Below are 24,306 nucleotides of genomic sequence, written 5' to 3'. Positions count from 1 at the left end.
GCGCTCTTGTCATGGCGAGCATGCGAGCGGATGGCGCGGCAGGATCGGGAAGACTTCGGCGCTCGACGCCGCGTCAGCTCGGTGCGCGGCCGGCTCGTCCTCCTGACGATCAGCCTGCTCGCGCCCGCCGTGCTGTCGATGGCCTTCCTGCTGGCCGGCGCCGATCGCGAGTCGCGCGGACAGCTCTACCAGCAGCTGGTCACCACCGCCCGAGCGCTGAACGGGGCGGTCGATCGCCAGGCGGCCGTCGGCGTCTCGGTGGCCGAGACCCTGGCCACCGACCAGGCCCTGATCAACGGCGACTGGGCCGCCTTCCACGCCCGCGCCCGCCGCGCCATGGAGCGCCGCGCCGGCTGGATCGTCGTCGCCGACGCCGAGGGCCAGCAGGTGGTCAACACGCTCCGCGACTACGGAGAGCCCCTGCCCCGCATCAAGCGGACGCCCGAGGAGACCAGCGCCTATTCGGCCGGCCGCAGCAAGGTCTCCAACCTCCTGGCCGGCCCCGTCGCCGGCAAGCCGGTGATCACCGTCGGCACGCCGATCACGGTGAAGGGCCGGTTCTACGTCCTTTCCTACGTGGTCGACTCGGCATCCTTCACCTCGGTGTTCCGCCAGCAGCGCGTGCCCGACCGCTGGGTCGCCACCCTGCTGGACAACCACCGCCGGGTCATCGCCCGCTCGCGCTTCAACGAGAAGTTCACCGGCCGCGAAGCCTCCAAGGACATGGAGGAAAACCTGCGCCACTCCACCGAGGGGGTGAACAAGAGCCGGTCCCTGGAAGGCGTGCCGACCATGGTCGCCTATACCCGCTCGCCGCAGACCGGCTGGACCCTGGTGGTGGCCATTCCGCGCGACGATCTGGCCAGCACGGTCAACCGCTCGGTCGCCCTGGCCGGCGGCATCTTCGTGGTGCTGCTGGTGCTGGGCATCAGCCTGGCGCTGGTCTATTCGCGCCGGATCAACGCCGAGATGGGCCGCCTGGTCGCCGACGCCGCCGCCATCGGCCGCGGCGAGGAGCTGGCCCCGGCCAATGCCGACAGCCTGGAAGAGATCGCCGCCGTCCACGTCGCCCTGCGCGCCGCCTCCCGCGAGCTGAAGGCCCGCGAGGACCGCCAGGGGGTGATGATCAACGAGCTGAACCACCGGGTGAAGAACACCCTGGCCACGGTTCAGGCCCTGGCCCGCCAGACCTTCGCGAAAGTGCGGGGCGCGCCGCTGGAGGTGTTCACCGACCGCCTGGTCGCCCTCTCCGGCGCCCACGACCTGCTGACCCGCACTGGCTGGCGCGAGGCCGATCTGGGCCAGCTGGTCGAGAGCAGCCTGGCCGCCTATCTCGACCGCGTCGACCGCTCGGGCCCGGTCGTCGCCCTGCCGCCGCACACGGCCGTCGGCCTGTCGATGGTCTTCCACGAACTGGCCACCAACAGCGCCAAGTACGGCGCCCTGTCGGCGCCCGGCGGCCGGGTCGAGGTCGTCTGGCGGCGCGATCCGGTGACCGACAACCTGATCTTCACCTGGCGCGACACCGGCGGCCCGCCGGTCACCCCGCCCAAGAAGCCCGGCTTCGGCACGCGCCTGATCGAGAGCTCGATCCGCCGCGAGCAGAAGGGCCAGGCCCATTTCGATTTCCGGCCCGACGGCCTGGTGTTCGAGGCCAACCTGCCGCTGCCCGAGCAGGTGCGCTGGAGCAACGCGTTCTGATGCCCGACCTGGCGCGCGTCATCGCCGCCTTCGCGCGCGACGAACGCCTGCCGCCCGCCTTCGCCGACCTCGCCGCGCGGCTGCACCGGCCGCTGGCCGAGCGAATCCTGGGCTGGGCCGAGGGGCGGTCGACGCCGCTGGTGGTCGGGATCTGCGGGCCGCAGGGCTCGGGCAAGTCGACCCTGACCGCGCTGGTCGCCTGGTTGCTGGAGGCGCGCGGCCGGCATGTGGCCACCCTGTCGATCGACGACCTCTACCTGCCCAAGGCCGAGCGGCTGCGGCTGGCGGACGAGGTGCATCCGCTGTTGGCCACGCGGGGCGTTCCGGGCACGCACGACCCGGCCCTGGGCCTTGCCATTCTCGACGCCCTGGCGCAACCGGACCCCACCGCCCTGCCCCGCTTCGACAAGGCCGCCGACGACCGCGCGCCGGAGACGGACTGGCCCGTGTTCGAGGGGCCGGCCGACATCGTGCTGCTGGAAGGCTGGTGCGTCGGCGCGCGGCCCCAGCCTGACGCCGACCTCGCCGAGCCGGTCAACGCCCTGGAGCGCGACGAGGACCCGGACGGCGCCTGGCGCGGCTTCGCCAACGCGGCGCTGGCCGGCCCCTATGCCGAACTCTTCGCCCGCCTCGACCGCCTGGTGCTGATGACCGCCCCCGACTTCGCCGTCGTCCGCCAATGGCGCGGCGAGCAGGAGACCCGCCTGCGTGAGCGGCTGGTCGGCCAGGGGCGCAACCCGGACCTGGCCATGAGCGAGGCGGCCCTGGATCGCTTCGTGCAGCACTACGAGCGGCTGACGGGGTGGATCGCGCTGGACCTGCCGGAAGTCGCCGACGTCGTGGTGAGGCTGGATACGTTGCGGCGGCCGGCCGAGCGGGTCAGCGCCACGGACTGATCTCCCTCGGCTCAATCAAATCCCCGCCCCCTAGGCCTTGTGCCTAGGGCCCATGGCGCGGCTTGGCTGAAAGGTCGCATGTGCGCGCCGCCGGTGTGGTCGTTCTCCCGATCCCCGCCACGCCAGCGGAACGATGGGCCCTAGGCACAAGGCCTAGGGAGGCAGGGTAGGATTGGCTGAATGGGGAGAACTAGCCACGGCCAAGCGCCCTCGCTATCTGCGTTCCATGACCGCCTACACCAATCCCGAGATCGCCGCCCTGGCCGAGCGCCTGCTGGACCGCACCCTGCCCAAGGACCAGTGGACCCACGCCGCCCACCTGACGGCCACCCTGCGCCTGGTCCGCACCCGCGACGACGGCCTGGAGTGCGACCTGCCGGGGATCATCCGCGCCTACAACGTCTCGGTCGGCGGGATGAACGACGACAAGAGCGGCTATCACGAGACCATCACCCAGGCCTACCTCGCCGCCATCCGCGCCTTCGCGGCCGCCCTGCCGGACGAGACCGACGACGCGCAAGCCGCCGCCCGCCTGCTGGCCACCCCGATGGGCGACAAGGAATGGCCCCTGACCCACTGGTCGCGGGAACGGCTGTTCACGCCGGAAGCGCGCCTGGGCTGGGTGGAGCCGGACCTGAAGCCGCTGGCGCATCCGCCGAGCTCATGAGCGACCGTCGGCCCCGTGTTCGCTATCTGGTGCTCGCCATAGTCGTCGCGGTGATGCTGCTGACGCTCTACGCGGCCTATGCCTTCCTGGCCGATCCGAGCCCGATGGCGCCGAGCTAGCGTCTCGGGTTTTCTTGAACCGCCTGTACAAAAATCGGAAAGACCTCCGGGCGCGGTCGAGCTATCACCGCCGTCCGATGACGAAGCTCCACGCCCTGATCCGGGGGAAGACCCCCATCCGTCCCATCGACGCCCTGCGCGGCGGGGCCGGAGCGTTGCTCGGCCTGTTGTTCGCCGGGATCCTGGGACGCTTCGCGGTCGGTGGCGGAGACATCCTGCATCCGCTGCTCGTCGCGCCGATCGGGGCGTCGGCGGTGCTGGTGTTCGCGGTGCCGGCCAGTCCGCTGGCCCAGCCGCGCTCGGTGCTGGGCGGCAATATCGTCTCGGCCTTTGTCGGCATTACCGTTGCCCTGCTGTTCCCGGGCCAGCCGCTGATCGCCGCGCCCCTCGCGGTCGGAGCCGCGATCGGGACCATGATGCTGCTGGGCTGCCTGCACCCGCCGGGCGGGGCCGTGGCGCTGATCTGCGTGATCGGCGGACCGGCGGTGACCAAGGCCGGCTATCTGTTCGCCCTGAGCCCCGTGGCGGTGGACTCCCTGCTGCTGACCGGCGCGGGGATGATCTGGGGCCGGCTGACCAAGCACTCCTATCCGCACCGCGTGCCCGCCCCCGCCGTCAGTCCGCACCACACCAAGGACCCGGTTCCGGCCTCGCGCATCGGCTACAACCCCGTCGACCTGGACGTGGCCCTGGCCCGCTACGGCGAGCTGCTGGACGTCAGCCGCGAGGACCTGGACGCCCTGTTCCGCGAGGTCGAGCTGTCGGCCGCCCAGCGGCTGCACAACCAGATCCGCTGCGGCGACGTGATGTCCCGCGACGTCATCAGCTTGCACCACGACCAGTCGGCCGAAAGCGCCCTGGCCTATCTGCGCGAGCACGAGCTGCGCGCCGCCCCGGTGGTCGACAGCGAGGGCCGCGTCATCGGCATGGCCCGCCGCGCCGAGCTGCAGGCGGGCCGTCGCCGCAAGGTCGAGGCGGCGCTGGACCCGTTCGTGCACAAGGTCATGGAGGGCACGCCCGTCGCGGCCCTGCTGCCGATCCTCTCCAGCGGCCACACGCACGAGGCCATGGTGGTGGACGGCGACCGCAAGCTGATCGGGGTGATCACCCAGACGGACCTGATCGCGGTGCTGTACCGCGCGCATGTGGTCGAGAGCGTGGTGGGAGCGGCGGCCTAAACTCCCGACGGGACTTTCAGCAGACTTTCAAAACTATCGTCATTCCCGCTCTTGTGGCGGGAACCCCTCCGTCGGCCGCAGGTGCGGCAGGGGCGGACTGCTCAGCAGTCCGCTTGCGTCTCACGTGCCAGCTGAACCAGGGGTTCCCGCCACAAGGGCGGGAATGACGGAGCTGTTTTGGAGGCGATTGAACAGGGCCAATACGTCTAAGCCGCCCTTTTCACCGCCCCGCGCCCCAGCCGGAACCGTCCCACCAGGTCCACCAGCCGCACGCCCTGGCTCACCAGCGCCTGGTCGGCCGCGCGGGCATTGTCGACCATGGCCAGGTTCTCCTGGGTGAAGCGTTCGATCTCGGCGACCTCGCCGTTGATGGCCGTCAGATCCTGGGCCTGTTCGCGGACCGAGGAGGCGATGCGGGTGGCGGCCGCGTCGATGCCGGCCATGCGGCCCGCCACGCCCAGCAGGGCCGCGCCGGTGCGCTCGACCTGGGCGACGCCCGCGCCGACGCGGACGTTCGACTGGCCGATCAGGGTCTTGATCTGCTTGGCCGAGTCCGCCGAGCGCTGGGCGAGAGCCCGCACTTCCTGCGCCACCACCGCGAAACCGCGACCGGCCTCGCCGGCGCGAGCCGCTTCGACGCCAGCGTTCAACGCCAGCAGGTTTGTCTGGAAGGCGATCTCGTCGATCAGCCCGACGATGTCGCCGATCTGGCGCGAGGAGGCGTCGATCTCGCCCATGGTCCGCGTGGCCTCGGTGACCACCGCTCCGCCCTCGTCGGCCTCGGTGCGGGCCGAGGCGACCAGGCGGCGGGTTTCGTCGGCCCCGCCGGCGACGGCGCCCATGGCCCCGGTCACGGCGTTCAGCGAGCCGGCGGCGCGCTCCAGGCCCTGGGCCTGGCGCTCGGTGCGGCGGGCCAGTTCGCCCGACGCCTGGGAGAGGGTGTCGCTGGCCGCGCCGATGGCGTCGGCGGCCTCGGCGATCTCGCCGATGGCCAGCTCCAGGCTCTCGACGGCGCGGTTGAAGTCGGCGCGCAGCGGCTCGTAGACCGGCGCGAAAGGCCCGGCGATGCGGCGGCTGAGGTCGCCTTGGGCGACGGCGGCCAGGCCTTCGCCGACCTGGCGGACCACGGCGGCCTGCTCGTCGATCGACAGGGACAAGGCGGCGGCGCGGTCGCGATCGGCGTCAGCGGCCTGGCGCAACGCCTCCTGCTGGTCGCGCAGGGCCTGGGCCCGCTCCAGCTCGGCGCGCAGGGTTTCCAGCGAGCGGGCGATCGAGCCGATCTCGTCGGCGCGCTGCAGCTCGGTGACGGGCTGGTCGTAGCGGTGCTCGGCCAGAGTGCGGACGGTGTCGCGCAGGCTCAGCAGCGGCCGGGCGATCAGCTCGCGCGAGGCGATGGCCAGCACGCCCAGGGCCGCGAGCAGCAAAGCGAGACCGCCGATGGCCAGGCCCAGGGCCAGCTGCCGGGCCGGGGCCAGCAGGGCCTCGTCGGTGACGTCGACCACCACCGCCCAGGTCGCGCCCGAGGCCAGCCGCACCGGGGTCACCAGGCGCTCGGCGCTCTTGCCGCCGATCTTGACGCCGGCGATCGTCGTGGGGCCGCCGCCGGCCAGCACGGCCTTGACCGCGTCCAGGCCGGGATCGCCATAGGCCTTCATGCGCAGCGCCGCCTCGGGGTGCGAGACCCACAGGCCGCCCGGCGAGACCAGCATGGCGCGGCCGCCCTCGAAGGGCTCCAGCGCGTCGAGGCGACCCGCGATGTCGTCCAGCGCCAGGTCCGCGCCCATGACGCCGACGGTCTTGCCATTGGCGACGACCGGATAGGTGATGGAGGTCATCAGGACGAGCTTGGTCTGGCCGCCGTCGGTGATGTTGTCCTGGTAGGGCTCCAGGATCGCGGCCTTGCCGCTGGTGAAGCTGGTCGTGAAGAAGTCCTCGCCGAACTCCGCGTCCTCGCCCTGCTCCAGGGAGAGGTGGTCGCCGCTGCGCACCCAGTAGCCGACGAAGCGGCCCTTGGGCGTCGAGCCCAGGTCGGCGCGGCCGGCGTTGGCGGCGTCGTCGCCCAGGGCGTCCGGCGCGAACATCAGCCAGCCGCCCAGCATGGTGCGCGAGGCGGTCGAGATCGGCTTCAGCTGCGCCAGGTACTGCGCGCGGTCGCGCTGGCCGGCGGCGTAGGAGGCGGCGAACAGGCCGGCCGAGGCGCGAACCACCGCGTCTGCGTCGTCGAGGTCGTTCTTGATTTCCTGGCCGGTCTGGGCCGTGACGCTGGCGGCGTAGCGCTCGGCCAGCCCCCGCATCGCCTTGCCGCTCTGCCACGTGATCAACAGCGAGCCGACGATCAGCAGAGCGCCCAAGGCCGCCCCGCCCGCCGTCATAAGCTTGCCCGCCAAAGACAACCGCTTGAACGCTCCGGTCATCCCCACTCCCCGACTCAACTGGAGCAGGAAGAGGCCATGGCAACCCTTGCCGAACCTTGAACAGGCGACCATCGTTCGTGCGACATGTTATCCATATTGGGGATCGCTTGATGATCGTCGTCCACCACCTCAACAACTCGCGCAGCCAGCGCGTCCTGTGGCTGCTGGAGGAGCTGGGCGTCCCCTATGAGATCAAGCCCTATCAGCGCGACGCCCAGACCATGCTGGCCCCGCCCGAGCTGCGGGCCATCCACCCGCTGGGCAAGTCACCGGTCATCACCGACGGCGACAAGGTCATCGCCGAGACCGGGGCCATCGTGGAGTACCTCCTGGAGACCTACGGCCAGGGCCGGCTGATCCCGGCCGCCGGTACGCCCGAGCGCTTGCGCCACACCTACTGGCTCCACTACGCCGAGGGCTCGGCCATGACGCCGCTGCTGCTGAAGCTGGTGTTCACCGCCCTGCCGAACCGCGCCCCGGGGCTGCTGAAGGGCCTGGTCAAGGCCATCGCCGGCAAGGCCCAGTCGGGCTTCGTCGATCCGCAGCTCAAGGCCCATGTCGACTACTGGGAGGCCGAGCTCTCCAAGTCCGAATGGTTCGCCGGAAGCGAGATCACCGGCGCCGACATCATGATGAGCTTCCCGCTTGAGGCCGGGGCCTCTCGGGCCGGCGCCGCATCAAAGCCGCATATCAAGGCGTTCCTGGATCGCATCCACGCTCGCCCGGCCTACCGGCGCGCCCTCGAGCGCGGCGGGCCTTATGACTACGCGTGAGGGCGCTACTGCCAAAAACGGTCACAGGCCCACGCTAGCGTCCGCGCACACCAGAGGGAGACAAACACCATGAAGATCGTCACCAGCCTCAGCTTCCAGGGCCAGTGCCGCCAGGCGTTCGAGTTCTACGCCGAGGTCCTCGGCGGCAAGGTCACCGCCGCCTTCCCGTTCGGCGACGGCCCGCCCGACATGCCGGTCGATCCCAAGTACAAGGATTGGCTGATGCACGGCTGGCTGGACGTCGGCGACCAGTCGATCATGGGCGCGGACATGCCGCCCGAATTCGCCCCCAACATCGACAAGCCCAAGAACGGCTTCGACGTCACCTACCACACCGACGACCCGGTCGAGGCCAAGCGCGTGTTCGACGCCCTGTCCGAAGGCGGCACGATCGGCATGGCCTTCGCCGAGACCTTCTGGTCGCCCGGCTACGGCAGCTTCACCGACAAGTTCGGCATCCCGTGGATGATCAACACGACGCCGAAGCAGGGCTGAGTTCCTCGCCTCCCCTCTCCCCTTGCGGGAGAGGGTGGCCCGCGAAGCGGGTCGGGTGAGGGGTTGAAGATAGAAGCCGCCGCGACAGCCTGGCCGCCGTCGCGGCGGTTTTCGTTTGCATGACCCCTCATCCGTCAGCTTCGCTGACACCTTCTCCCGCAAGGGGAGAAGGAATTATCGACTATCGATTTTCGCATAGCGCCGTTCCCCCAAACCTATGCCACTCTCGCTCCCACCAAACGACAGCGGGGGCTCTCGTGGACGGCGACAACACCAAGCTCGGGCCCGTGGCCCAGGGCGCGCGGATCGACGCGCTGGATATCCTGCGCGGGGTGGCCGTGCTGGGCATCCTGCTGATGAACATCCCGCAGATGGGCCTGCGGTTCGAGTGGGGAAAACCCGCCCTGCCGGTCGCGGCCAATCCCGACTGGATCGCCTATGCCATCCAGACCATCGGCTTTGCGGGCACCATGCGTGGGCTGTTCACCCTGCTGTTCGGGGCCGGCATGGTCATCATGCTGCGCCAGGCCGAGACCGAACGGGGAACCGCCGCGCGCGAGGCCTACTACACCCGCTGCTTCGCCCTGATGGTGCTGGGCGTGATCAACTTCGCCGTCTTCCTGTGGCCCGGCGAGATCCTGTTCAACTACGGCCTCTGCGGCCTGGCCCTGCCGCTGTTCCGCAAGGCGCCACCGCGAATGCTGGTGACGGCGTGCGTGGCCATGCTGGCGATCATGACCATCGGCATCTCGGCCCCGGCCCTGAAGAGGGTCGACGAGATGCGCGTGACCGAGGCGGCGATGGTCGCCAAGACGGCCGGCAAGCCCCTGACCAAGGAGCAGAAGGCGGCGCTGGAGAAGCGCGAGACGCGGATCAAGGAACGCCTGGGCCCCGAGGCCCGCGCCAAGGAGCGCGAGACCCGCACGCACATGCCCTCGCTGCTGGCCTGGAGCCTGCAGGCGTGGAACAGCTTCAACCTCGACCTGAACGAGGGCGCGCACATCTGGCTGCTGGAGTCGGTGGCCTTCATGCTGCTGGGCGTGGCCCTGATGCAGACCGGGGTGCTGACAGGCGAGCGATCGGCCTCGGTCTACTGGACCCTGCTGGGCGTGGGCCTGGTCGTCGGCGTGATCGTGCGCGGCGGCGTCGTCTATGCGCGCTGGAACACCGGCTTCCTGGCCAATTCGTTCGCCACGCCGCTGGAGCCCCTGACCTACGAGCTGGGGCGGCTGGCCATGACCCTGGCCTGGCTGGGCGGCCTGCTGCTGCTGATCAAGGGTCAGCTGCTGGGCGGCCTGGGCCGCGTGCTGGCGACGGTGGGGCGCATGGCCCTGACCAACTACATCCTGCAGTCGGTCGTCACCTCGATCCTGTTCTACGGCTTTGGCCTCTACGACCGGCTCGGCTTCGCCCAGCTGATGGGCGTGGCGGCGGCGATCTGGGTGGGCCAGTCGATCTTCAGCGTGCTGTGGCTGAAGGCGTTCGAGATGGGTCCGGCCGAGTGGGCGCTGCGGTCGCTGACCTATGGTTCGTGGCGGTCCATGGGGCGTTCCGCGGCGACCTAGCCTCCGATCCGGGTGCGGCCAACCGTCGCCAGGTGATCACTGTTAAGGTTTCACCAACCGGGATGGCCGCAAACGTCTCCTCGCGCGGGGCCGTTTGCCCGGCGCGCGTAGGAGACCTCGCGCCTTGACGACCCCACCCACAGCGACGCGCCGTTTCGCCGCCGTCGCGGGTCCGGTCGCCTTCTCAACCCTGGGCGTTCTGGTCAGCCTCTTCGCGGCCGTGGCCGTCGACGCCCAGCCTCGGACGCCCGGTCGCGTGGCCGCCGTCTTCCCGCCGTGGTGGAGCAGCGCCCGCATCGTCGGCGCAGCGGCCTCGGCCGGCGACATCGCCGGGGCCGGCGGCGCGTCGTTCGTCGTCATCCTGCGCGGCGATCCTACGGACCTTTCCCAGCGCGCCCGGTCCGCCGGCGCGGTGCTGCTTCTCGATCCCGCCCTCGCCGGCGCCTGCGCGCGCCCTCAAGAGCTTGTGACCCCATGAAACTCGCCTTCTCCAACCTCGACGCCCAACGCCAGGTCGGCGGCAAGCTGATCGTCGTCCTGGCCTGGGCGATGATCCCGATCGTGCTGGGCGCGCGGATGGCGGTGCACGAGGCCGTCACGGGCTTGGCCGTCGCCTCCCTGCTGGCCGCCGTCGGCGCGACCCTGGCCTGGCGCTTCGGCGGCGAAGGCTCGGGCGGCCGCTCGATGGTCGGCGTGGCCCTGATGGCCCAGGTCTCGCTGCTGGTCGCCGCCCTGGGCGGTCACGGCTGGCAGGCCGACATGCACATGGCCTATTTCGCGGCCCTGGCCCTGCTGGTCGTCTATTGCGACTGGGTCGTCATCGCCGCCGCCGCGGCCACCGTCGCCGTGCACCACCTGGGCCTGTCGTACCTGCTGCCCAGCGCCGTCTTCCCCGGCTCGGCCAGCCTGGGCCGCGTGATCGTCCACGCCGTGATCCTGATCGTCGAGGCCGGCGCCCTGATCGCCGTCACCGCCAGCATCAACTCGATGTTCGCCGTCGCCCAGCGCGCCCGCGCCAAGGCCGAGGACGCCGTGGGCGAGGCCCGCGCCGCCAACGACGCCGCCGAGGACGCCCGCCGTTCGGAAGAGGAAAGCCGCACCACCCACACCGCCGCCCGCGAGCGCGCCGAGGCCCAGCGCGACGCCGCCGTCGCCGCCCTCGGCCAAGCGTTGTCGCACCTGGCGCGCGGCGACCTCACCGCCCGCCTGGACGAGCGCTTCGCCGGCGCCTACGAGGCCCTGCGCGAGGACTACAACACCGCCGCCGCTAAGCTGGCCGACGCCCTGGCCGTGATCGAGGGCCGGGTCAGCGGCGTGCGCGCTGGTTCGGACCAGATCGCCGACGCCGCCGCCAGCCTCTCGCGCCGCACCGAGCGCCAGGCCGCCAACCTGGAAGAGACCGCCACGGCGATGGACGAGATCACCGCCACGGTCGCCCAGACCGCCTCGGGCGCCAAGAAGGCCGCCGACGTGGTGGCCCGCACCCGCGACGACGTCCGCCGCTCGGGCGACGTGGTGCAGCAGGCCGTCGCCGCCATGACCGAGATCGAGGGCTCCTCGCAGGAGATCACCAACATCATCTCGGTGATCGACCAGATCGCCTTCCAGACCAACCTGCTGGCGCTGAACGCCGGCGTCGAGGCCGCCCGCGCGGGCGAGGCCGGCAAGGGCTTCGCGGTCGTAGCCATGGAAGTCCGGGCCCTGGCCCAGCGCTCGGCCGAGGCCGCCAAGGAGATCAAGACCCTGATCTCGACCTCGAGCCAGCAGGTCGAGACCGGCGTCGGCCTGGTCGGCCGCACCGGCGAGGCCCTGGAGCGCATCGTCTCGCAGATCGCCGAAATCGACGGCCTGGTCAGCGAGATCGCCGCCTCGGCCCAGAGCCAGGCCCACGGCCTCTCCCAGGTCAACAGCGCCGTGAACCAGATGGACCAGGTGCTGCAGGAGAACGCCGGCATGGTCGAGGAAACCTCGGTCGCCACCCAGACCCTGAACGCCGACGCCGCCCTGCTCGCCGACCTGGTCGGCCAGTTCGAGCTGCCTCAGGGCCACGTGCGGCAGCCGATGCGGCGGCGGGCCTAGCGGCCCCCTCTTCCCTAAGGCCAAGCTTGGCCCCCTTGCGTTACCTGAACCGGGCGCCTATCCTCCCAGCCCCCGGTTGCGAGCGCCCGCGACTGGAAGATTTTCTCCCAAGGCGACCGAGCTAAAATCCGCAATGGAAAAAGTGCCGATGACCGTCGGTGGGTATCAAACCCTCGACGAAGAACTGAAGCGTTTGAAGACCATCGAACGACCGGCCGTGATCGCCGCGATCGCGGAGGCGCGCTCGCACGGCGACCTGTCGGAAAACGCCGAGTATCACGCCGCTAAGGAGCGTCAGGGCTGGATCGAGGGCCAGATCGCCGAGATCGAGGACAAGATCGCGCGCGCTCAGGTGATCGACGTGTCGAAACTGTCCGGCAAGCAGATCAAGTTCGGGGCGACCGTGTCGGTGATCGACGAGGACACCGAGGACGCGGCGCGCTACCAGATCGTGGGCGAACACGAGGCCGACGTGAAGTCGGGCCGCATCTCCGTCTCGTCGCCGCTGTCGCGCGCGATGATCGGCAAGGAGGTCGGCGAGGTCGTCGAGGTCAACACCCCCGGCGGCACCAAGGCCTACGAGATCACCAAGGTGGAGTGGCTGTAAGGCGGGTCTCCGCCTCAGCGACGCCATAAGTACGGTTCAATGGAGCGAGGTCGCCTGCCGGCGGCCTTGTTTCGTTTGCGTTGGTCGGGAACACGCGTTGACCGAAGCTCCCAAGCGCCCTCTCCAAGTGTGGGCCGTCTCCGACGGCCGCGCCGGCATCGAGGCCCAGGTCGTGGGCCTGTCGGATGCGATCGCGCGCCTGGTCCCCTGCGAGGTCACGGTCAAGCGCGTCGGCTGGAAAGGCCGCAAGGGTCGCCTGCCCTGGTGGCTGAACCTCTTGCCCAGGCGCTGGGTCACGCCGGAAAGCGGCCTGCCAAAATCAAAGACCGACGAATGGCCCGATCTCTGGATCGCCGCCGGCCGCGCCACCCTGCCCCTGTCGATCCGCGCCAAGCGCTGGTCGGGCGGGAAGTCCTATGTGGTCCAGATCCAGGACCCGCGCGTGCCCTCCCACATGTTCGACCTGGTGATCCCGCCCAAGCACGACCGCCTGACCGGCGACAACGTGCTGCCGATCACCGGCTCGCCGCACCGGGTGACGCCCCAGCGGCTGGAGACCGAGTACGCGGCCTTCAAGACGCTGATCGATCCCCTGCCCCACCCGCGCGTGGCGGTGCTGATCGGCGGCAAGTCCAAGGCCTTCGACCTCTCCAGCGAGCGGGCGGCCCAGATCGCCCATGCGATCCAGATCCCGCTGGAGCAGGAGGGCGGCAGCCTGCTGATGACCTTCTCGCGCCGCACGCCCGATCCGGCCCGCGCCCTGATGACGGCGCGCCTGCGTCACCTGCCGGGGATCATCTGGAACGGTGAGGGCGCGAACCCCTATTTCGCGTTCCTGGCGGCGGCGGACTACGTCCTCGTCACGGAGGACTCGACCAACATGGCCACCGAGGCCGCCTCGACCGGCAAGCCCGTCTTCGTGCTGAAGATGGACGGGTCGAGCCTGAAGTTCCGCCTCTTCCACGAGGAACTGGAACGCCAGGGCGCGGCCCGTCCCTACGGCGGCGCGTTCCACGGCTGGACCTACGACCCGGTCAATGAGACCGACCGCGCGGCGCGCGAGGTGCTGGCGCGGATCGGGGTGGCGATCCCCGAGCCGGTGGTCGAGCCGCCGGTTGCCGAGGTCGTCGAAGCCGCGAAACCCAAGCGCAAGCCCCGTGCGAAGGCGGCCGAGGCGGTCGTGGAAGCGCCCATCGACAAACCCGCGCCGAGACCCCGGAAGCCTCGCGCGACCAAGGTCAATCAGGGCGCGAAACCGGACTGACACGCACGGACCGGACGTCTAGCTTGGCCGCTCCTCATGGATTCGGAGCCTTCATGTCGCGTCGCCTGGTCTTGCTGGCCGCTCTCGTGCTGGCGGGAGCCCCGCTGTCGGTTCATGCCCAGACCCCGGCCAGCTCGCCGCCGACGGTGACCGAAGCCGACCGCCAGGCCTTCAGGACCCAGGCCCGCAAAGCCGGCGAAGGCGATCTGATGGAGCTGGTCCGCCAAGCCTATCCGGAGGACTACCTGAACTACGAGCGCGACATGATCGCGGCGGGCAAGGGCGGCGCCTCCAGCGCGGAGCTCGGGCGGTTAGCGTTCCAGTTCGGGTCCGATCTTCGCCGGCGCGTCGAACCCTATGTCAAACAGGCGCCGACCCCAGACCTGCTGGCCTTCCTGCGGGAGCAGGCCGAGATGCTCGACCAGACCCGGACGCTGAGCCTGCGCGCCTGCTACGAGATCATCGAGCAGGGTGGCGTGAGCCCCGAGGCGGCCAAGGCGCTGACCCCCGCGTTCGCGCGGCGCTTTTCCAGGGCGGGGGAAACGCGCCTGCAGGCCGCCCTCAAGGGCAAGACCAGTCCTGTCACCCGAGAGCGCCCCTCGCCCGCCGACCACGAGGCGGCGAAGGCGGCGTTCCTGGCCGCGGGGGGCGACGCGGCCTGGCTGGACGCGATGGGCCGCCATGCGCCGCGCCAACAGTCGGACGAGGTCCGCTGTCGCTCCGCCCAGGCCTATCTCAACGGATTGCTGTCCCTGCCGCCGGAGCAGGCCGGACGGCTGGCGGCGTTCTAGCCGCTCCTGGCCGAGCGCCCCCGGCCAAGCACCCTTGTCCGCGCCGCCGATCCCGGGCGATATCGGAGCATGAACCGGATCCTCTTCGTCTGCGCGGCCGGCCCCAAGGTGGGCGGTGGGCATGTGATGCGATCCCTGACCCTGGCGCGCGTGCTGGAAGCCCGCGGCGCGGCCTGCGCGTTCCGGGCCAGCCCGGAGGTCGCCGCGGTGCTGGACGCCTTCGCCCCCGACATGGCCCGGACCGACGCCGACGACGGTTTCGACGCGGTCGTGTTCGACAGCTACGCCCTTTCGGCCGACGACCACCGCGCCCTGGCCAGGGGTCGCCCCAGCCTGGCGCTCGACGACCTGGCCGACCGGCCGCTGGCCGCAGACCTGGTGCTCGATTCCGGCCCGGCGCGGACGGCGGCGGACTATGCGGGCCTGGTTCCCGACGGCGCTCGGCTGCTGCTGGGCCCCGGCTACGCGCCCGTTCGCCCGGCCTTCGCGGCGCTGCGCGCGGCGGCCCTGTCCCGGCGAGCCGAGCGCGGTCCGGTGCGGCGGATCCTGGTCTCGCTGGGCCTGACCGATATCGGCGGGATCACCGGCCGGGTGGTCGCTCTGCTGCGTCCGGTCCTGGGCGAAGTGGCGCTGGACGTCGTCCTGGGCGGCGGCGCGTCCAGCCTGCCGGCCCTGCGCGCCCTGGCGGCGAGCGATCCGCGCCTGGCGCTCCACGTCGACACGCGGGACATGCCGCGCCTGTTGCTCGACGCCGACCTGGCCATCGGGGCCGGCGGCTCGACCACCTGGGAGCGCTGCGTCCTGGCCCTGCCGACCCTGACCCTGATCCTGGCCGACAACCAGATCGCCTCGGCGCGAGCCCTGGAGACGGCGGGCGTGTCACCCTGCCTGGACGTGGCGGCGGAGGGGTTCGAGGCGGCGTTCGTCGCCGAGGTCCGGTCCCTGCTGGCCGACGCGGCCAAGCGCGCGGCCCTCGCCGCCGCCAGCGCGGACGTCTGCGACGGCCTCGGCGCCGAACGGGCGGCCGAGGCGTTCCTCGCGCTTCAGGGACCGTCGACCGTATAGCCCTGGGCTCGCAGCATGGCGGGCAGGCCGTCGGGCCCCAGCATATGCGCCGCCCCGACCACGATTAGCACGTTCTCCCGCCCGTTCAGCAGGGTCTCGAGCCGCGCCAGCCACAGGCGATTGCGCGCCCACAGCATCAGGTCCCGCTTGCCCTCGGACATCCCGGCGACCATCGCCTCCATGCCCTTCACGTCGCCCGCCAGCCAGAGCGCGAGGCTGCGGTCGTAGTTGGCGCGGACATCCTGGCCGGCTTCGGCCAGCAGTTGCTCCAACGCCGCCAGCTGCGTCGCCTCGGGCGCGCCGCGCAGCAGGTCCATGGAATCGCCCGGCTGCTCCAGGCCGACGATCCGCGTGGCCGGCCCCAGGTCGGCGACGATCTGGCCCTCGACGCCGACGCCGGCCGGGATCCGCGCATCCTTCATCAGCGCCCGGGTCAGGATGACCTCGGCCAGCCACGGCTCGGCCCGGTCCAGCCGGTCGTGGTCGAGCCCCAGGGCCTTGGCCGCGGCCTTCAAGCGCGCCTGCCCCTCTGGGCTGAGCTTGGTCGACAGCCGCGCCTTGGCGGCGACGCCCTTGGCCAGGACCCGCTCCAGGCTGGCGGCCTGCGCCTCGGGCGGGCCGGCGATCTCGAACGCCACGACCTCGGCCCGCGCCAGGGCGGCGTCCAGGGCCGGCGTGCGCCAGCGGGTTCCTTCCGGCAGGACGTGGATCGCGCCGAACAGCGTCGCCTCCACGCCATGCGGGCTACGCACCCGCCAGAGGGCCGGCCCCGGTCCCGTCGGCGCGACGCAGAGACCGGCCAGGCGGCGCGCGGCCTCGGGTCCTGGCGAGGGGAAGTCCCGCGACACGTTCCACAGCCCCAAGGTCAGGTGCTCGGCCTGGCCCAGGGCCTCGAACCAGTCGGGCGGCGGCGAGAAGGCGGCGGTGAAGTTCGGGTCGGCGACGCCCGAGGCCTTCTCGGACCTGCCGCCCGCGGCCACCAGCACGTCACGCCCGGACTCGATGGGCGGCAGGGTCGAGGTCTTGATCCCCAGCCGGCCGGCCGCGCAGGAGAGCTCGATCACCGGCCGCCCGTCGGTTTCCAGCAACGTCCCGCTGGGCGTGTCGCGCCAACCGGGAAGGTCCTGGACGCCCATCGCCGCCGTCAGGGCCAGAACAAGCGCAAACCCCACGGACGCCTCCTAAAACTCAACCTGTGCGATTGCGACCACGGATCGGGCCGGCCGGCAAGCCCGCCCTCTCACGCCCCTTCTCGCGCACCCTCTCGCGCCCCCTCTGGCGAACAGCGTTCACTTACCCCATCCTCTCCCGAACACAGGGAGGGGCCGAGATGGCGCAGAAGAAATCCGTGGTGGTCACCGGCGTCTCCACCGGCATCGGCTGGGGCGCGGTCAAGGTGCTGGTCGGCCAGGGCTTCCATGTCTTCGGCAGCGTCCGCAAGCAGGCCGACGCCGACCGCTTGAAGAGCGAGTTCGGCGACGCCTTCACGCCCTTGCTGTTCGACGTCACCGACGAGGCCGCCGTTCGCGCGGGCGCAAGACAGGTCGAGGCTGCCCTGGACGGCGTGACCCTGGCCGGGCTGGTCAACAACGCCGGCGTCGCCGTGGCGGGACCGCTGATGTACCTCTCCATCGACGACTGGCGCCACCAGCTGGAGGTCAACCTGACCGGTGTGGTCATCGCCACCCAGGCCTTCGCGCCCCTGCTCGGCGCGGGCGGGGCTCGGGTCAGCGATCCGGGCCGGATCGTCAACATCTCCTCGGTCGGCGGCCGCAATGCCAACCCCTTCATGGCCCCCTACTGCACCACCAAGTTCGGGCTGGAGGGCCTGTCGGAATCCCTGCGCCGCGAGATGCTGCCGTTCGGGGTCGACGTGGTGGTGGTGGCGCCCGGCGCGGTGGCCACGCCCATCTGGGACAAGGCCGACCAGGTCGATGTGGCCCGCTACGCCAACACCCCCTACGCCACGGCGCTGGAACGGCTGCGCCAGTACATGCTGAGCATCGGCAAGGCCGGCCTGCCGCCCGAGAAGATCGGCGAGGCCATCGCCACCGCCCTGACCGCGCCCAACCCCAAGGTCCGCTACGTCGTCTCGCCCTCGCCCATGCAGGTGCTGATGACCGAGGTGCTGCCCAAGCGGACCCTGGACCGGATCACCGGCAAGCGACTGGGGTTGCTCTAAGACCGCATCTCCTCCCCCTCTGGGGGAGGGGGACCGCCGAACGGCGGTGGAGGGGCCAGCCGAACGGTCCAGCCTTCACTTGTCGTGATCAGAACTAGCGCGACCTAGCCGGCCACAGGATGTAACCGCGCCGCAAAGGGCCCCTCCACCGGCGTTCGCCGGTCCCCCTCCCCCAAAGGGGGAGGAGAGATGGCAGTTTTAGATTTAGACTTGTAGTTTTCGCGCCACTCACCCAACATCACCCTTGGGTAGAGGGGCCATTGATGGACAAGGAACGGATCGTCCTGCTGGACGCGCTGCGGGGCCTGGCGATGCTGGGGATCATGCTCTGCAACATCCCCCTGGTCTTCGTGCCCGAGGGCGTCGCCGAGAGCATACCCTTCTGGCCGCACGGCCAGGCGCCAGCCAGCCTGGCGGTCTGGTGGGTGACCCAGGTCTTCTTCCAACAGAAGTTCTACACCCTGTTCGGCATGCTGTTCGGGGCCTCGGTGCTGCTGATCGGCGGTGAAGGCGGCGACCGCTCGCGCACCGCCATGATCATCAAGCGCCTGCTGGCCCTGTTGGTGATCGGCTTCCTGCACGGCCTCTTCCTGTGGCAGGGCGACGTGATGTCGTACTACGCCATCGTCGGCCTGGTCGTGCTGCTGGCGCGCAGCTGGTCGCCCAAGTGGCTGCTGACGGCGGGGATCGCGCTGCACCTGGCGATCAACGGCCACAATCTGTGGCGCGCGCTCAGCCACGCCGCCGACATGGACAAGCCGATACCGCCGCAGGTGCTGGCTCGCATCGCCAAGGACACCCGGGAGCAGACCGCCGCCTATTCCGGCGACTTCGCCACCTCGCTGACCCAGAACGCCCACGGCTATTGGGACTTCTTCGTCGGCTCCTGGACGTGGTTCCCAGCCTGGCCGCTGATCGTGCTGTCGCTGATGCTGACCGGCATGGGCCTGTTCAAGATCGGCTGGCTGAAGGGCCTGGCCTCGCCCGCCGTCCACAAGACGCTGGTGGCGATCGGCGCGTCGGCCATGTTGCTGGTGGCGGCGATGGAGAGCCTCTACATGGTCATCCCCTCGCACCCGATCCTGCTGGGCGGCGTGACCTACTGGATGCAGAGCATTACCGCCCCGGCCGTCAGCCTGGGCTATCTCGGTCTGCTGGCCCTGGCCATGAACGCGAGGTTCTGGAGCGCCATCCCGGCCGTGCTGGCCCCGGTCGGCCAGATGGCCTTCACCAACTACCTGATGCAGTCGGTGATCATGACGGTGCTGTCCTATGGCGGCCGAGGCCTCCAGCTCTACGGCAAGCTGGACCGCCCTGCCCTGGCCGGCATCGTCGTGCTCAGCTGGCTCGCCCAGATCCTGTGGTCCCACTGGTGGCTGAAGCGCTTCACCATGGGCCCGCTGGAGTGGGTCTGGCGGCTGGCGTACCGGGGGCGGACGACGCTGCGGCGGGCGGCGGAATCCTAGGCTAGTCCGAGGAGCCGAAACCTCGCCCTTCGACAGGCTCAGGGTGAGGTTTCTACGGATCCAACGCTGAAGTCGTCCTCACCCTGAGCTTGTCGAAGGGCGAGGACGGTCGCTCCGAGGTTTCGGTCTAGCCCACCATCGACCAGTCCAGCGGTTCGCCCCGGGCGATGTCCCGCGTCGCGGGCTTGCCCAGGACGTTGTCTAGCTCGCCGGGCGGCAGGCCGTTGCCGGGGCGGACCGAGCGGATGTTGGCGCGAGACAGCGTCTCGCCAGCCTTGATGTCTGACGTGACGTAGAGCGAGCGGCGGAACTGCAGGTTGGCGCGCTCGGCGCCCAGCACGTCGTAATGCGCCGCGCCGAGGGCGGCCCAGGCGTTCTTGGTGTCGTCCACCAGGGCCTTGAACTCGGCCGGTTCCAGGCTGAAGGCGGCGTCCGGACCGCCGTCGGCGCGGGCCAGGGTGAAGTGCTTCTCGATGCAGCAGGCGCCGACCGACACCGCCGCCACCGAGGCGGCCGTGCCCGGCGTGTGATCCGACAGGCCGACCGGGCAGCCGAAGCGGGCGGCCATGTCCGGCACGTTGCGCACATTGGCGTCGGCGAAGGTCGACGGATAGCTCGACACGCAGTGCAGCAGCAGCACCCCCGCCGCGCCGGCGGCCAGGGCCGTGTCGCGGGCGGTCTGCATTTCTTGCAGGTTGGCCATGCCGGTCGAGATGATCAGCGGCTTGCCCTTGGAGGCGGCGTACTTGATCAGCGGCAGGTCGACGGCCTCGAACGAGGCGATCTTGAAGGCCGGCGCGCCCAGGCTGTCGAGCAGGTCGACGGCGGTCTCGTCGAACGGGCTGGAGAAGATGGTGACGCCGCGCTGCTTGGCGCGCTCGAAGATGGCCGCGTGCCACTCGAAGGGCGTCTGGGCTTCCTGGTAGAGCTCGTACAGCGTGCGCCCGTCCCACAGCCCGCCGTGAATCTTGAACTCGGGCCGGTCGACGTCGAGCGTGATGGTGTCGGCGGTGTAGGTCTGGATCTTGATCGCGTCACAGCCGGTGGCGGCGGCGGCGTCGACCATCTCAAGGCAGCGGTCGAGGCTGCCATTGTGGTTGCCCGACAGCTCGCAGATCACATAGGGCGAGTGGTCCGAGCCGATCTTGCGGCCGGCGATCTCGATGAAGGGGGCGGACATGGGCGGACATCCGAAAACGTGGTTGCCGACAGTTTAACCCCGGAAAGGTGGACGAGGCGTCAATCGCCGCCACCGCCCCCGCCGTCCCCACCACCGCAATCACCGCCAGCGTCGCTACCGCCGCTGTCGCTGACGTCGCAGCTGTCGCTGCTCGACGATCCGCTGTCGCCGGACGAGGCGGCCAGGGTCGTGGTGTCGAACAGGCTCGAACTGTCGCTGGTGGACGTTCCGGGCTTCTTCGCCTCGCCCAGCGTTTCCTTGGCCGCGCCGAGCCCTTGCATGGCGATGCCCGAGCCCGCCCCGATGGCCACGCCCAGGCTCAGGCCCAGCGCCAGATTGTCCATGGCCAGCCCGAAGGCCACGCCGATGGCGATCCCCGCGCCCATACCGATCGGAAGTCCTGCTTTCATCGTCCCACCTCGATGATTGTCACGTCGCTCATCAGAGCGACGGATAGTTCAGGCCAAGCCGCCTCGAACCGTGCGATCAAGGCGTCTCGTCGTATGTTGCCAAACCGAGCCCAGAAGATACGCGCCCTGGGCGTTCGAGCCAGCGCCTAATCCACGAAATCACGATCCTTGGTCACGATCATGGATTCCTCCGCGATCGCCCGCGCCCAGATGGCCGCGTCAGGCGCGTCCGCCATTCCCGTGTCGATGACGTGATCGGCCTCATGACCCTTCGATCGCAACCAGGCCGCCAAGCTCGGCGGCAACTGGGCGTCGACCAGGAATCTCAAGCGGCGACGATGGCCGTGTCGCCGACCGCTGCGGCCGCATAGGCCAGCGCGGCGCGGACATCGTCGGCTTCGAGATAGGGATAGTCCTCGATGATCTCGGCCGTGGTCATGCCATTGGCCAGCATTTCGAGCACGTCCTGAACGCGGATCCGCAGGCCGCGGATGCAGGGGCGCCCTCCGACCTTACCGGGTTCGATGGTGATGCGTTCCAGCAGCGGGTTCATGCTCACCGCATAGCGCCAATGCCGAATGGCCGCCACCAAGGTGAAAAGACCTCGATACGGCATGAGTTTTTCACCGCCATCCAGCCATCGCCTCGCAGCGGAATCGCAACTATATCTGCGGCCATGTCCACGACCGCTCCCCGCCAAACTCGCTGCCTGATCATCGGTTCGGGCCCCGCCGGCTACACCGCCGCCATCTATGCCGCCCGCGCGCTGCTGAAGCCCGTGCTGATCGCCGGCATCCAGCCCGGCGGCCAGCTGACCATCACGACGGATGTCGAGAACTATCCGGGCTTCGCCGACGTCATCCAGGGCCCCTGGCTGATGGACCAGATGCGCGCCCAGGCCGAGCATGTCGGCACCGAGTTCGTCGGCGACATCGTCACCAGCGTCGATCTGTCCAAGCGCCCGTTCGCGGTGAAGACCGACAGCGGCCAGGACTGGATCGCCGAGACGATCATCATCGCCACCGGCGCCCAGGCCAAGTGGCTGGGCATCGAGAGCGAAGCCAAGTTCCAGGGCTTCGGCGTCAGCGCCTGCGCCACCTGCGACGGCTTCTTCTATCGCAATAAGGACGTCATCGTGGTCGGCGGCGGCAACACCGCCGTCGAAGAGGCCCTGTTCCTGACCAGCTTCGCCAGCAAGGTGACCCTGGTCCACCGCAAGGACGAACTGCGCGCCGAGAAGATCCTGCAGGAGCGCCTGCTGGCCCATCCGAAGATCGAGGTCATCTGGGACAGCGTCATCGACGAGGTCACCGGCCAGACCGATCCGATGGGCGTCACCGGCGCGCGGCTGAAGAACATCAAGACCGGCGAGACCACCGACATCGCCGCCGACGGCGTGTTCATCGCCATCGGCCACGCGCCGTCGTCGGAACTGTTCGCCGGCCAGCTGGAAGTCGGTCAGGGCGGCTATCTGAAGGTCAAGCCGGGCACGGCCTCGACCGCGATCGAGGGCGTCTACGCCGCCGGCGACGTGACCGACGACGTCTATCGCCAGGCGGTGACGGCGGCCGGCATGGGCTGCATGGCGGCTCTGGAAGCCGTGCGCTTCCTGGCCGAGGAAGACCACAAGGCCGCCCACCACCCGATCAGCCACGCCGAAGCCAACAAGATCGGCGCCTGGTGATCCGACCCGCGCGCGCCGACGACCACACGGCGATCTTCGCCCTGGTCGCGGCCGCGTTCGAGCAAGCCGACGAGGCGCATCTGGTCGAGGCCCTGCGGGCCGACGGCGACGCGCTTGTCGAGCTGGTCTTCGAGGATGATGGCGCGCTGGCCGGCCATGTCCTGTTCAGTCCCATGGGGTCCGACACCGGCGAGCGCCTGGCGTCGCTGGCGCCGCTGGCCGTGTGTCCGGATCGGCAGCGGCAGGGCGTCGGCGGTCAGTTGATCGCGGCGGGGTTGGAAGCCTGCCGGATGGCTGGCGTCGAGACGGTGATCGTGCTGGGCGATCCGGCCTATTATCAGCGGCAGGGATTCTCGGCGGCCTTGGCCGAGCAGGTGGTGACGCCGTTCTCGGGTCCGCACCTGATGGCGGCGCGGCTGACGGACGCCGAGGCGCGGCGGCCGGTGACGGCGACATACGCGAAGGCGTTTGGGGCCTGATATCTCCTCCCCTTCGGGGGAGGTGGCCCGGAGGGGGCCAATGCGGCCTAGGCCGCATTGGCCCCCTCAGTCGCTCCGCGACGGCTCCCCCAGAGGGGGAGCAGAACCCCTAAGGTTTCGGCGGCGCCGCAGGCGCATCCACCACCGCCGGCGGTTTCGGCATGCCCGCCATGCCTTCCAGCGCCTTGTTGATCCGCATGATCTCGTCCTGCGTCGGGATGCGGCGACCGGCCACCGTGCCCTCGGCGCGATAGCGCTGGCCGCCCGGAGCGGTGGCGTCCGGCACCGCCACCAGGCGGGCGTTGGGCAGGATCGGGACCTTGCCGCTTTCCAGGATCTCGGTCGGCACGGTGTCGACCGGCTTGGCGGCGACGGTGGCGATGTCCTCGGGCTTGGCGCCTTCCAGAATGCGCGGGTCGGCGGCCATCAGGATCTCGGCCGAGACCGTTTCGTCGCCCGAATAGCGGCCGGTGAAGGCGCGCAGCATCCCCGACGGGCCGGTCCAGCGATAGAAGATGTGCTGACCGAACTGGCGCAGCTTGACCAGGGTCGGGGCCCAGTACGGGGCGACATAGTCGGCGTGATAGTGGGTGGCCGTGCCCACCGGCTTGAACACGAAGCCCGCGAGCGCCCGCCGGGCCACGCCCTCGGCATTGGCCCAGATCAGCGGCAGCGGCCGCCGGGCCAGCGAGCCGTCGCAGGCGAAGCTGAACTGGCAGCCCGTCGTCCGGGCCGCGCCCTCGTAGATCACGCCGCAGATCGACTTGGGATAGCCGGGGTGGCGCATCCGGTTGATCACCGTCTGGGCCACGGCCATCTGGCCTTCGCCCGGTTCGAACCCCGCCTCGTAATAGACCGCCTGCGTCAGGCAGTTCAGCGCCCTGGCCCGCGCGTCGGCGGTCCCGGTCAGGACGAACGGCTTGGCCGGCTCGATGTCCTCGGTGGTCGGGCGCATGGCGTTGATGGTCCGCGCCTCGTCGAAGTCGGCCGGCCGGTCGCCCAGGCGCGGGATGTCCTTCAGGCGGATGACTTCCCAGCCTGGCACGCGGCCCCAGTAGTCCTTGTGCGGGCGCGGGTCGTGGCGGCGCGCCAGGGCCAGCATGGCGGGGTCCATGTCGGCGACATAGCGTCGCAGGCCCGCGTCGGTGAAGCTGGCGGTGATCCGCACCAGGCCCGCCTCGCGCCCCGAGCCGGTCGGCACGTAGGCGGTGGCGCAGGCGTAGAGGCCGGTGACCAGCAGCGCCGCCGCGATCCCCTGCCAGATCCGTGTCGATGTCAGGATCCCCACCCC

At 70.3% G+C, this 24,306-nt stretch carries 26 protein-coding genes and 2 pseudogenes; 19 read left to right on the top strand and 9 right to left on the bottom strand.

The genetic code is table 11. From position 1 onward, the window contains the following. Nucleotides 1–30: 30 nt before the first annotated feature. The 5 genes from AC07NN_RS03950 to AC07NN_RS03930 all read left to right on the top strand — a co-directional run bounded on the left by AC07NN_RS03950 (nucleotide 31) and on the right by AC07NN_RS03930 (nucleotide 4,561). Nucleotides 31–1,701 (top strand): sensor histidine kinase, encoded by a 1,671-nt coding sequence (locus tag AC07NN_RS03950; RefSeq protein WP_494637824.1) that lies wholly within the window; start codon nucleotides 31–33, stop codon nucleotides 1,699–1,701. Next, the gene (locus tag AC07NN_RS03945) at nucleotides 1,701–2,597 is read left to right on the top strand and encodes a kinase (protein ID WP_494637823.1); all 897 of its coding nucleotides are present in this window, start codon (nucleotides 1,701–1,703) and stop codon (nucleotides 2,595–2,597) included. The genes AC07NN_RS03950 and AC07NN_RS03945 overlap by 1 nt, the downstream gene beginning before the upstream one ends. Nucleotides 2,598–2,823: 226 nt before the next feature. Continuing rightward, complete coding sequence (locus AC07NN_RS03940) at nucleotides 2,824–3,264, top strand: hypothetical protein (RefSeq protein ID WP_494638195.1); 441 nt, start codon at nucleotides 2,824–2,826, stop codon at nucleotides 3,262–3,264. Continuing rightward, entirely contained in the window at nucleotides 3,261–3,383 is a 123-nt protein-coding gene (locus AC07NN_RS03935; protein ID WP_494637822.1) for a hypothetical protein, read from the top strand. The genes AC07NN_RS03940 and AC07NN_RS03935 overlap by 4 nt, the downstream gene beginning before the upstream one ends. A 77-nt stretch (nucleotides 3,384–3,460) precedes the next feature. Then, nucleotides 3,461–4,561, top strand: a complete 1,101-nt coding sequence (locus AC07NN_RS03930) for an HPP family protein (protein ID WP_494637821.1) — start codon at nucleotides 3,461–3,463, stop codon at nucleotides 4,559–4,561. A 206-nt stretch (nucleotides 4,562–4,767) separates the two neighbouring features. Here the strand turns inward: AC07NN_RS03930 and AC07NN_RS03925 are convergent, their stop codons facing one another. Beyond that, on the bottom strand, nucleotides 4,768–6,981 hold the full coding sequence (locus AC07NN_RS03925) for a methyl-accepting chemotaxis protein (protein WP_494637820.1): 2,214 nt from the start codon (nucleotides 6,979–6,981) through the stop codon (nucleotides 4,768–4,770). Nucleotides 6,982–7,085: 104 nt separating this feature from the next. Here AC07NN_RS03925 and AC07NN_RS03920 point away from each other — a divergent pair, with 104 nt between their 5' ends. Together AC07NN_RS03920 and AC07NN_RS03915 are read left to right on the top strand one after the other, a co-directional pair. Then, entirely contained in the window at nucleotides 7,086–7,748 is a 663-nt protein-coding gene (locus tag AC07NN_RS03920) for a glutathione S-transferase family protein (RefSeq protein WP_494637819.1), read from the top strand. Nucleotides 7,749–7,817: 69 nt separating this feature from the next. Continuing rightward, the gene (locus AC07NN_RS03915) at nucleotides 7,818–8,243 is read left to right on the top strand and encodes a VOC family protein (protein ID WP_494637818.1); all 426 of its coding nucleotides are present in this window, start codon (nucleotides 7,818–7,820) and stop codon (nucleotides 8,241–8,243) included. Nucleotides 8,244–8,254: 11 nt separating this feature from the next. Here the strand turns inward: AC07NN_RS03915 and AC07NN_RS03910 are convergent. After that, nucleotides 8,255–8,405, bottom strand: a pseudogene (locus AC07NN_RS03910) (hypothetical protein); the annotation flags it as partial. A 95-nt stretch (nucleotides 8,406–8,500) separates the two neighbouring features. On the opposite strand from AC07NN_RS03910, the gene AC07NN_RS03905 reads away from it, so the two are divergent. The 7 genes from AC07NN_RS03905 to pseG all read left to right on the top strand — a co-directional run bounded on the left by AC07NN_RS03905 (nucleotide 8,501) and on the right by pseG (nucleotide 15,614). After that, nucleotides 8,501–9,808 carry a DUF418 domain-containing protein gene (locus tag AC07NN_RS03905; RefSeq protein ID WP_494637817.1) on the top strand — a complete coding sequence of 436 codons (1,308 nt, stop codon included), beginning with the start codon at nucleotides 8,501–8,503 and terminating at the stop codon, nucleotides 9,806–9,808. A 124-nt stretch (nucleotides 9,809–9,932) separates the two neighbouring features. Further along, on the top strand, nucleotides 9,933–10,286 hold the full coding sequence (locus AC07NN_RS03900) for a hypothetical protein (RefSeq protein ID WP_494637816.1): 354 nt from the start codon (nucleotides 9,933–9,935) through the stop codon (nucleotides 10,284–10,286). Next, nucleotides 10,283–11,887, top strand: coding sequence for a methyl-accepting chemotaxis protein (locus AC07NN_RS03895; RefSeq protein ID WP_494637815.1), 1,605 nt, complete (start codon nucleotides 10,283–10,285; stop codon nucleotides 11,885–11,887). Before AC07NN_RS03900 ends, AC07NN_RS03895 begins: the two co-directional genes overlap by 4 nt. 133 nt (nucleotides 11,888–12,020) lie before the next feature. Then, a complete protein-coding gene (greA, locus tag AC07NN_RS03890; RefSeq protein ID WP_494637814.1) occupies nucleotides 12,021–12,494 on the top strand; it encodes a transcription elongation factor GreA in 474 nt (157 codons plus the stop codon). Nucleotides 12,495–12,591: 97 nt separating this feature from the next. Further along, on the top strand, nucleotides 12,592–13,758 hold the full coding sequence (locus AC07NN_RS03885) for a mitochondrial fission ELM1 family protein (RefSeq protein WP_494637813.1): 1,167 nt from the start codon (nucleotides 12,592–12,594) through the stop codon (nucleotides 13,756–13,758). Between the two features lie 53 nt (nucleotides 13,759–13,811). Beyond that, the gene (locus AC07NN_RS03880) at nucleotides 13,812–14,549 is read left to right on the top strand and encodes a hypothetical protein (protein WP_494637812.1); all 738 of its coding nucleotides are present in this window, start codon (nucleotides 13,812–13,814) and stop codon (nucleotides 14,547–14,549) included. A 69-nt stretch (nucleotides 14,550–14,618) separates the two neighbouring features. Continuing rightward, nucleotides 14,619–15,614, top strand: coding sequence for a UDP-2,4-diacetamido-2,4,6-trideoxy-beta-L-altropyranose hydrolase (pseG, locus tag AC07NN_RS03875; protein ID WP_494637811.1), 996 nt, complete (start codon nucleotides 14,619–14,621; stop codon nucleotides 15,612–15,614). On the opposite strand, the gene AC07NN_RS03870 is transcribed toward pseG, so the two are convergent. Continuing rightward, entirely contained in the window at nucleotides 15,593–16,786 is a 1,194-nt protein-coding gene (locus AC07NN_RS03870; protein WP_494637810.1) for a TraB/GumN family protein, read from the bottom strand. The two genes, pseG and AC07NN_RS03870, sit on opposite strands and share 22 nt — an antisense overlap. A gap of 158 nt (nucleotides 16,787–16,944) precedes the next feature. Here AC07NN_RS03870 and AC07NN_RS03865 point away from each other — a divergent pair, with 158 nt between their 5' ends. Beyond that, entirely contained in the window at nucleotides 16,945–17,796 is an 852-nt protein-coding gene (locus tag AC07NN_RS03865; protein WP_494637809.1) for an SDR family NAD(P)-dependent oxidoreductase, read from the top strand. Here AC07NN_RS03865 and AC07NN_RS03860 read toward each other — a convergent pair. Next, on the bottom strand, nucleotides 17,768–17,875 hold the full coding sequence (locus AC07NN_RS03860) for a hypothetical protein (RefSeq protein ID WP_494637808.1): 108 nt from the start codon (nucleotides 17,873–17,875) through the stop codon (nucleotides 17,768–17,770). The two genes, AC07NN_RS03865 and AC07NN_RS03860, sit on opposite strands and share 29 nt — an antisense overlap. A 61-nt stretch (nucleotides 17,876–17,936) precedes the next feature. On the opposite strand from AC07NN_RS03860, the pseudogene AC07NN_RS03855 reads away from it, so the two are divergent. Beyond that, a pseudogene (locus tag AC07NN_RS03855) lies at nucleotides 17,937–18,002 on the top strand (hypothetical protein); the annotation flags it as partial. A gap of 57 nt (nucleotides 18,003–18,059) precedes the next feature. Next, the gene (locus AC07NN_RS03850; RefSeq protein WP_494637807.1) at nucleotides 18,060–19,262 is read left to right on the top strand and encodes a DUF418 domain-containing protein; all 1,203 of its coding nucleotides are present in this window, start codon (nucleotides 18,060–18,062) and stop codon (nucleotides 19,260–19,262) included. A gap of 127 nt (nucleotides 19,263–19,389) precedes the next feature. On the opposite strand, the gene pseI is transcribed toward AC07NN_RS03850, so the two are convergent. From pseI to AC07NN_RS03830, 4 genes are all read right to left on the bottom strand, one after another. Then, nucleotides 19,390–20,442 carry a pseudaminic acid synthase gene (gene pseI / locus AC07NN_RS03845; RefSeq protein WP_494637806.1) on the bottom strand — a complete coding sequence of 351 codons (1,053 nt, stop codon included), beginning with the start codon at nucleotides 20,440–20,442 and terminating at the stop codon, nucleotides 19,390–19,392. Nucleotides 20,443–20,501: 59 nt separating this feature from the next. Beyond that, the gene (locus AC07NN_RS03840; RefSeq protein ID WP_494637805.1) at nucleotides 20,502–20,852 is read right to left on the bottom strand and encodes a hypothetical protein; all 351 of its coding nucleotides are present in this window, start codon (nucleotides 20,850–20,852) and stop codon (nucleotides 20,502–20,504) included. A gap of 146 nt (nucleotides 20,853–20,998) precedes the next feature. Next, a complete protein-coding gene (locus AC07NN_RS03835) occupies nucleotides 20,999–21,181 on the bottom strand; it encodes a DUF5615 family PIN-like protein (protein ID WP_494637804.1) in 183 nt (60 codons plus the stop codon). Beyond that, nucleotides 21,178–21,405, bottom strand: coding sequence for a DUF433 domain-containing protein (locus AC07NN_RS03830; RefSeq protein WP_494637803.1), 228 nt, complete (start codon nucleotides 21,403–21,405; stop codon nucleotides 21,178–21,180). The genes AC07NN_RS03835 and AC07NN_RS03830 overlap by 4 nt, the downstream gene beginning before the upstream one ends. Nucleotides 21,406–21,528: 123 nt before the next feature. Between AC07NN_RS03830 and trxB the strand changes: the two genes are divergently transcribed. Both trxB and AC07NN_RS03820 read left to right on the top strand, forming a co-directional pair. After that, complete coding sequence (gene trxB / locus AC07NN_RS03825) at nucleotides 21,529–22,536, top strand: thioredoxin-disulfide reductase (RefSeq protein WP_494637802.1); 1,008 nt, start codon at nucleotides 21,529–21,531, stop codon at nucleotides 22,534–22,536. Further along, complete coding sequence (locus AC07NN_RS03820; RefSeq protein WP_494637801.1) at nucleotides 22,533–23,015, top strand: GNAT family N-acetyltransferase; 483 nt, start codon at nucleotides 22,533–22,535, stop codon at nucleotides 23,013–23,015. Before trxB ends, AC07NN_RS03820 begins: the two co-directional genes overlap by 4 nt. A 109-nt stretch (nucleotides 23,016–23,124) precedes the next feature. Here AC07NN_RS03820 and AC07NN_RS03815 read toward each other — a convergent pair whose 3' ends face one another. Further along, entirely contained in the window at nucleotides 23,125–24,303 is a 1,179-nt protein-coding gene (locus AC07NN_RS03815) for a cell wall hydrolase (RefSeq protein ID WP_494637800.1), read from the bottom strand. Nucleotides 24,304–24,306 lie beyond the last annotated feature (3 nt).

The sequence above is a fragment of the Caulobacter sp. GW821-FHT09H08 genome (assembly GCF_059415885.1).
This window is presented reverse-complemented; position numbering and strand designations above follow the sequence as displayed.

Excerpts from the sequence above, each read along its gene's own strand:
- pseG (WP_494637811.1), top strand. The coding sequence starts at position 14,619 with ATGAACCGGATCCTCTTCGTCTGCGCGGCCGGCCCCAAGGTGGGCGGT.
- AC07NN_RS03935 (WP_494637822.1), top strand. The coding sequence starts at position 3,261 with ATGAGCGACCGTCGGCCCCGTGTTCGCTATCTGGTGCTCGCCATAGTC.
- trxB (WP_494637802.1), top strand. The coding sequence starts at position 21,529 with ATGTCCACGACCGCTCCCCGCCAAACTCGCTGCCTGATCATCGGTTCG.
- AC07NN_RS03850 (WP_494637807.1), top strand. The coding sequence starts at position 18,060 with ATGGACAAGGAACGGATCGTCCTGCTGGACGCGCTGCGGGGCCTGGCG.
- AC07NN_RS03915 (WP_494637818.1), top strand. The coding sequence starts at position 7,818 with ATGAAGATCGTCACCAGCCTCAGCTTCCAGGGCCAGTGCCGCCAGGCG.
- AC07NN_RS03940 (WP_494638195.1), top strand. The coding sequence starts at position 2,824 with ATGACCGCCTACACCAATCCCGAGATCGCCGCCCTGGCCGAGCGCCTG.
- pseI (WP_494637806.1), bottom strand. The coding sequence starts at position 20,442 with ATGTCCGCCCCCTTCATCGAGATCGCCGGCCGCAAGATCGGCTCGGAC.
- AC07NN_RS03930 (WP_494637821.1), top strand. The coding sequence starts at position 3,461 with ATGACGAAGCTCCACGCCCTGATCCGGGGGAAGACCCCCATCCGTCCC.
- AC07NN_RS03830 (WP_494637803.1), bottom strand. The coding sequence starts at position 21,405 with ATGAACCCGCTGCTGGAACGCATCACCATCGAACCCGGTAAGGTCGGA.
- AC07NN_RS03840 (WP_494637805.1), bottom strand. The coding sequence starts at position 20,852 with ATGAAAGCAGGACTTCCGATCGGTATGGGCGCGGGGATCGCCATCGGC.
- AC07NN_RS03880 (WP_494637812.1), top strand. The coding sequence starts at position 13,812 with ATGTCGCGTCGCCTGGTCTTGCTGGCCGCTCTCGTGCTGGCGGGAGCC.
- greA (WP_494637814.1), top strand. The coding sequence starts at position 12,021 with ATGGAAAAAGTGCCGATGACCGTCGGTGGGTATCAAACCCTCGACGAA.
- AC07NN_RS03950 (WP_494637824.1), top strand. The coding sequence starts at position 31 with ATGGCGCGGCAGGATCGGGAAGACTTCGGCGCTCGACGCCGCGTCAGC.
- AC07NN_RS03945 (WP_494637823.1), top strand. The coding sequence starts at position 1,701 with ATGCCCGACCTGGCGCGCGTCATCGCCGCCTTCGCGCGCGACGAACGC.
- AC07NN_RS03895 (WP_494637815.1), top strand. The coding sequence starts at position 10,283 with ATGAAACTCGCCTTCTCCAACCTCGACGCCCAACGCCAGGTCGGCGGC.
- AC07NN_RS03865 (WP_494637809.1), top strand. The coding sequence starts at position 16,945 with ATGGCGCAGAAGAAATCCGTGGTGGTCACCGGCGTCTCCACCGGCATC.
- AC07NN_RS03920 (WP_494637819.1), top strand. The coding sequence starts at position 7,086 with ATGATCGTCGTCCACCACCTCAACAACTCGCGCAGCCAGCGCGTCCTG.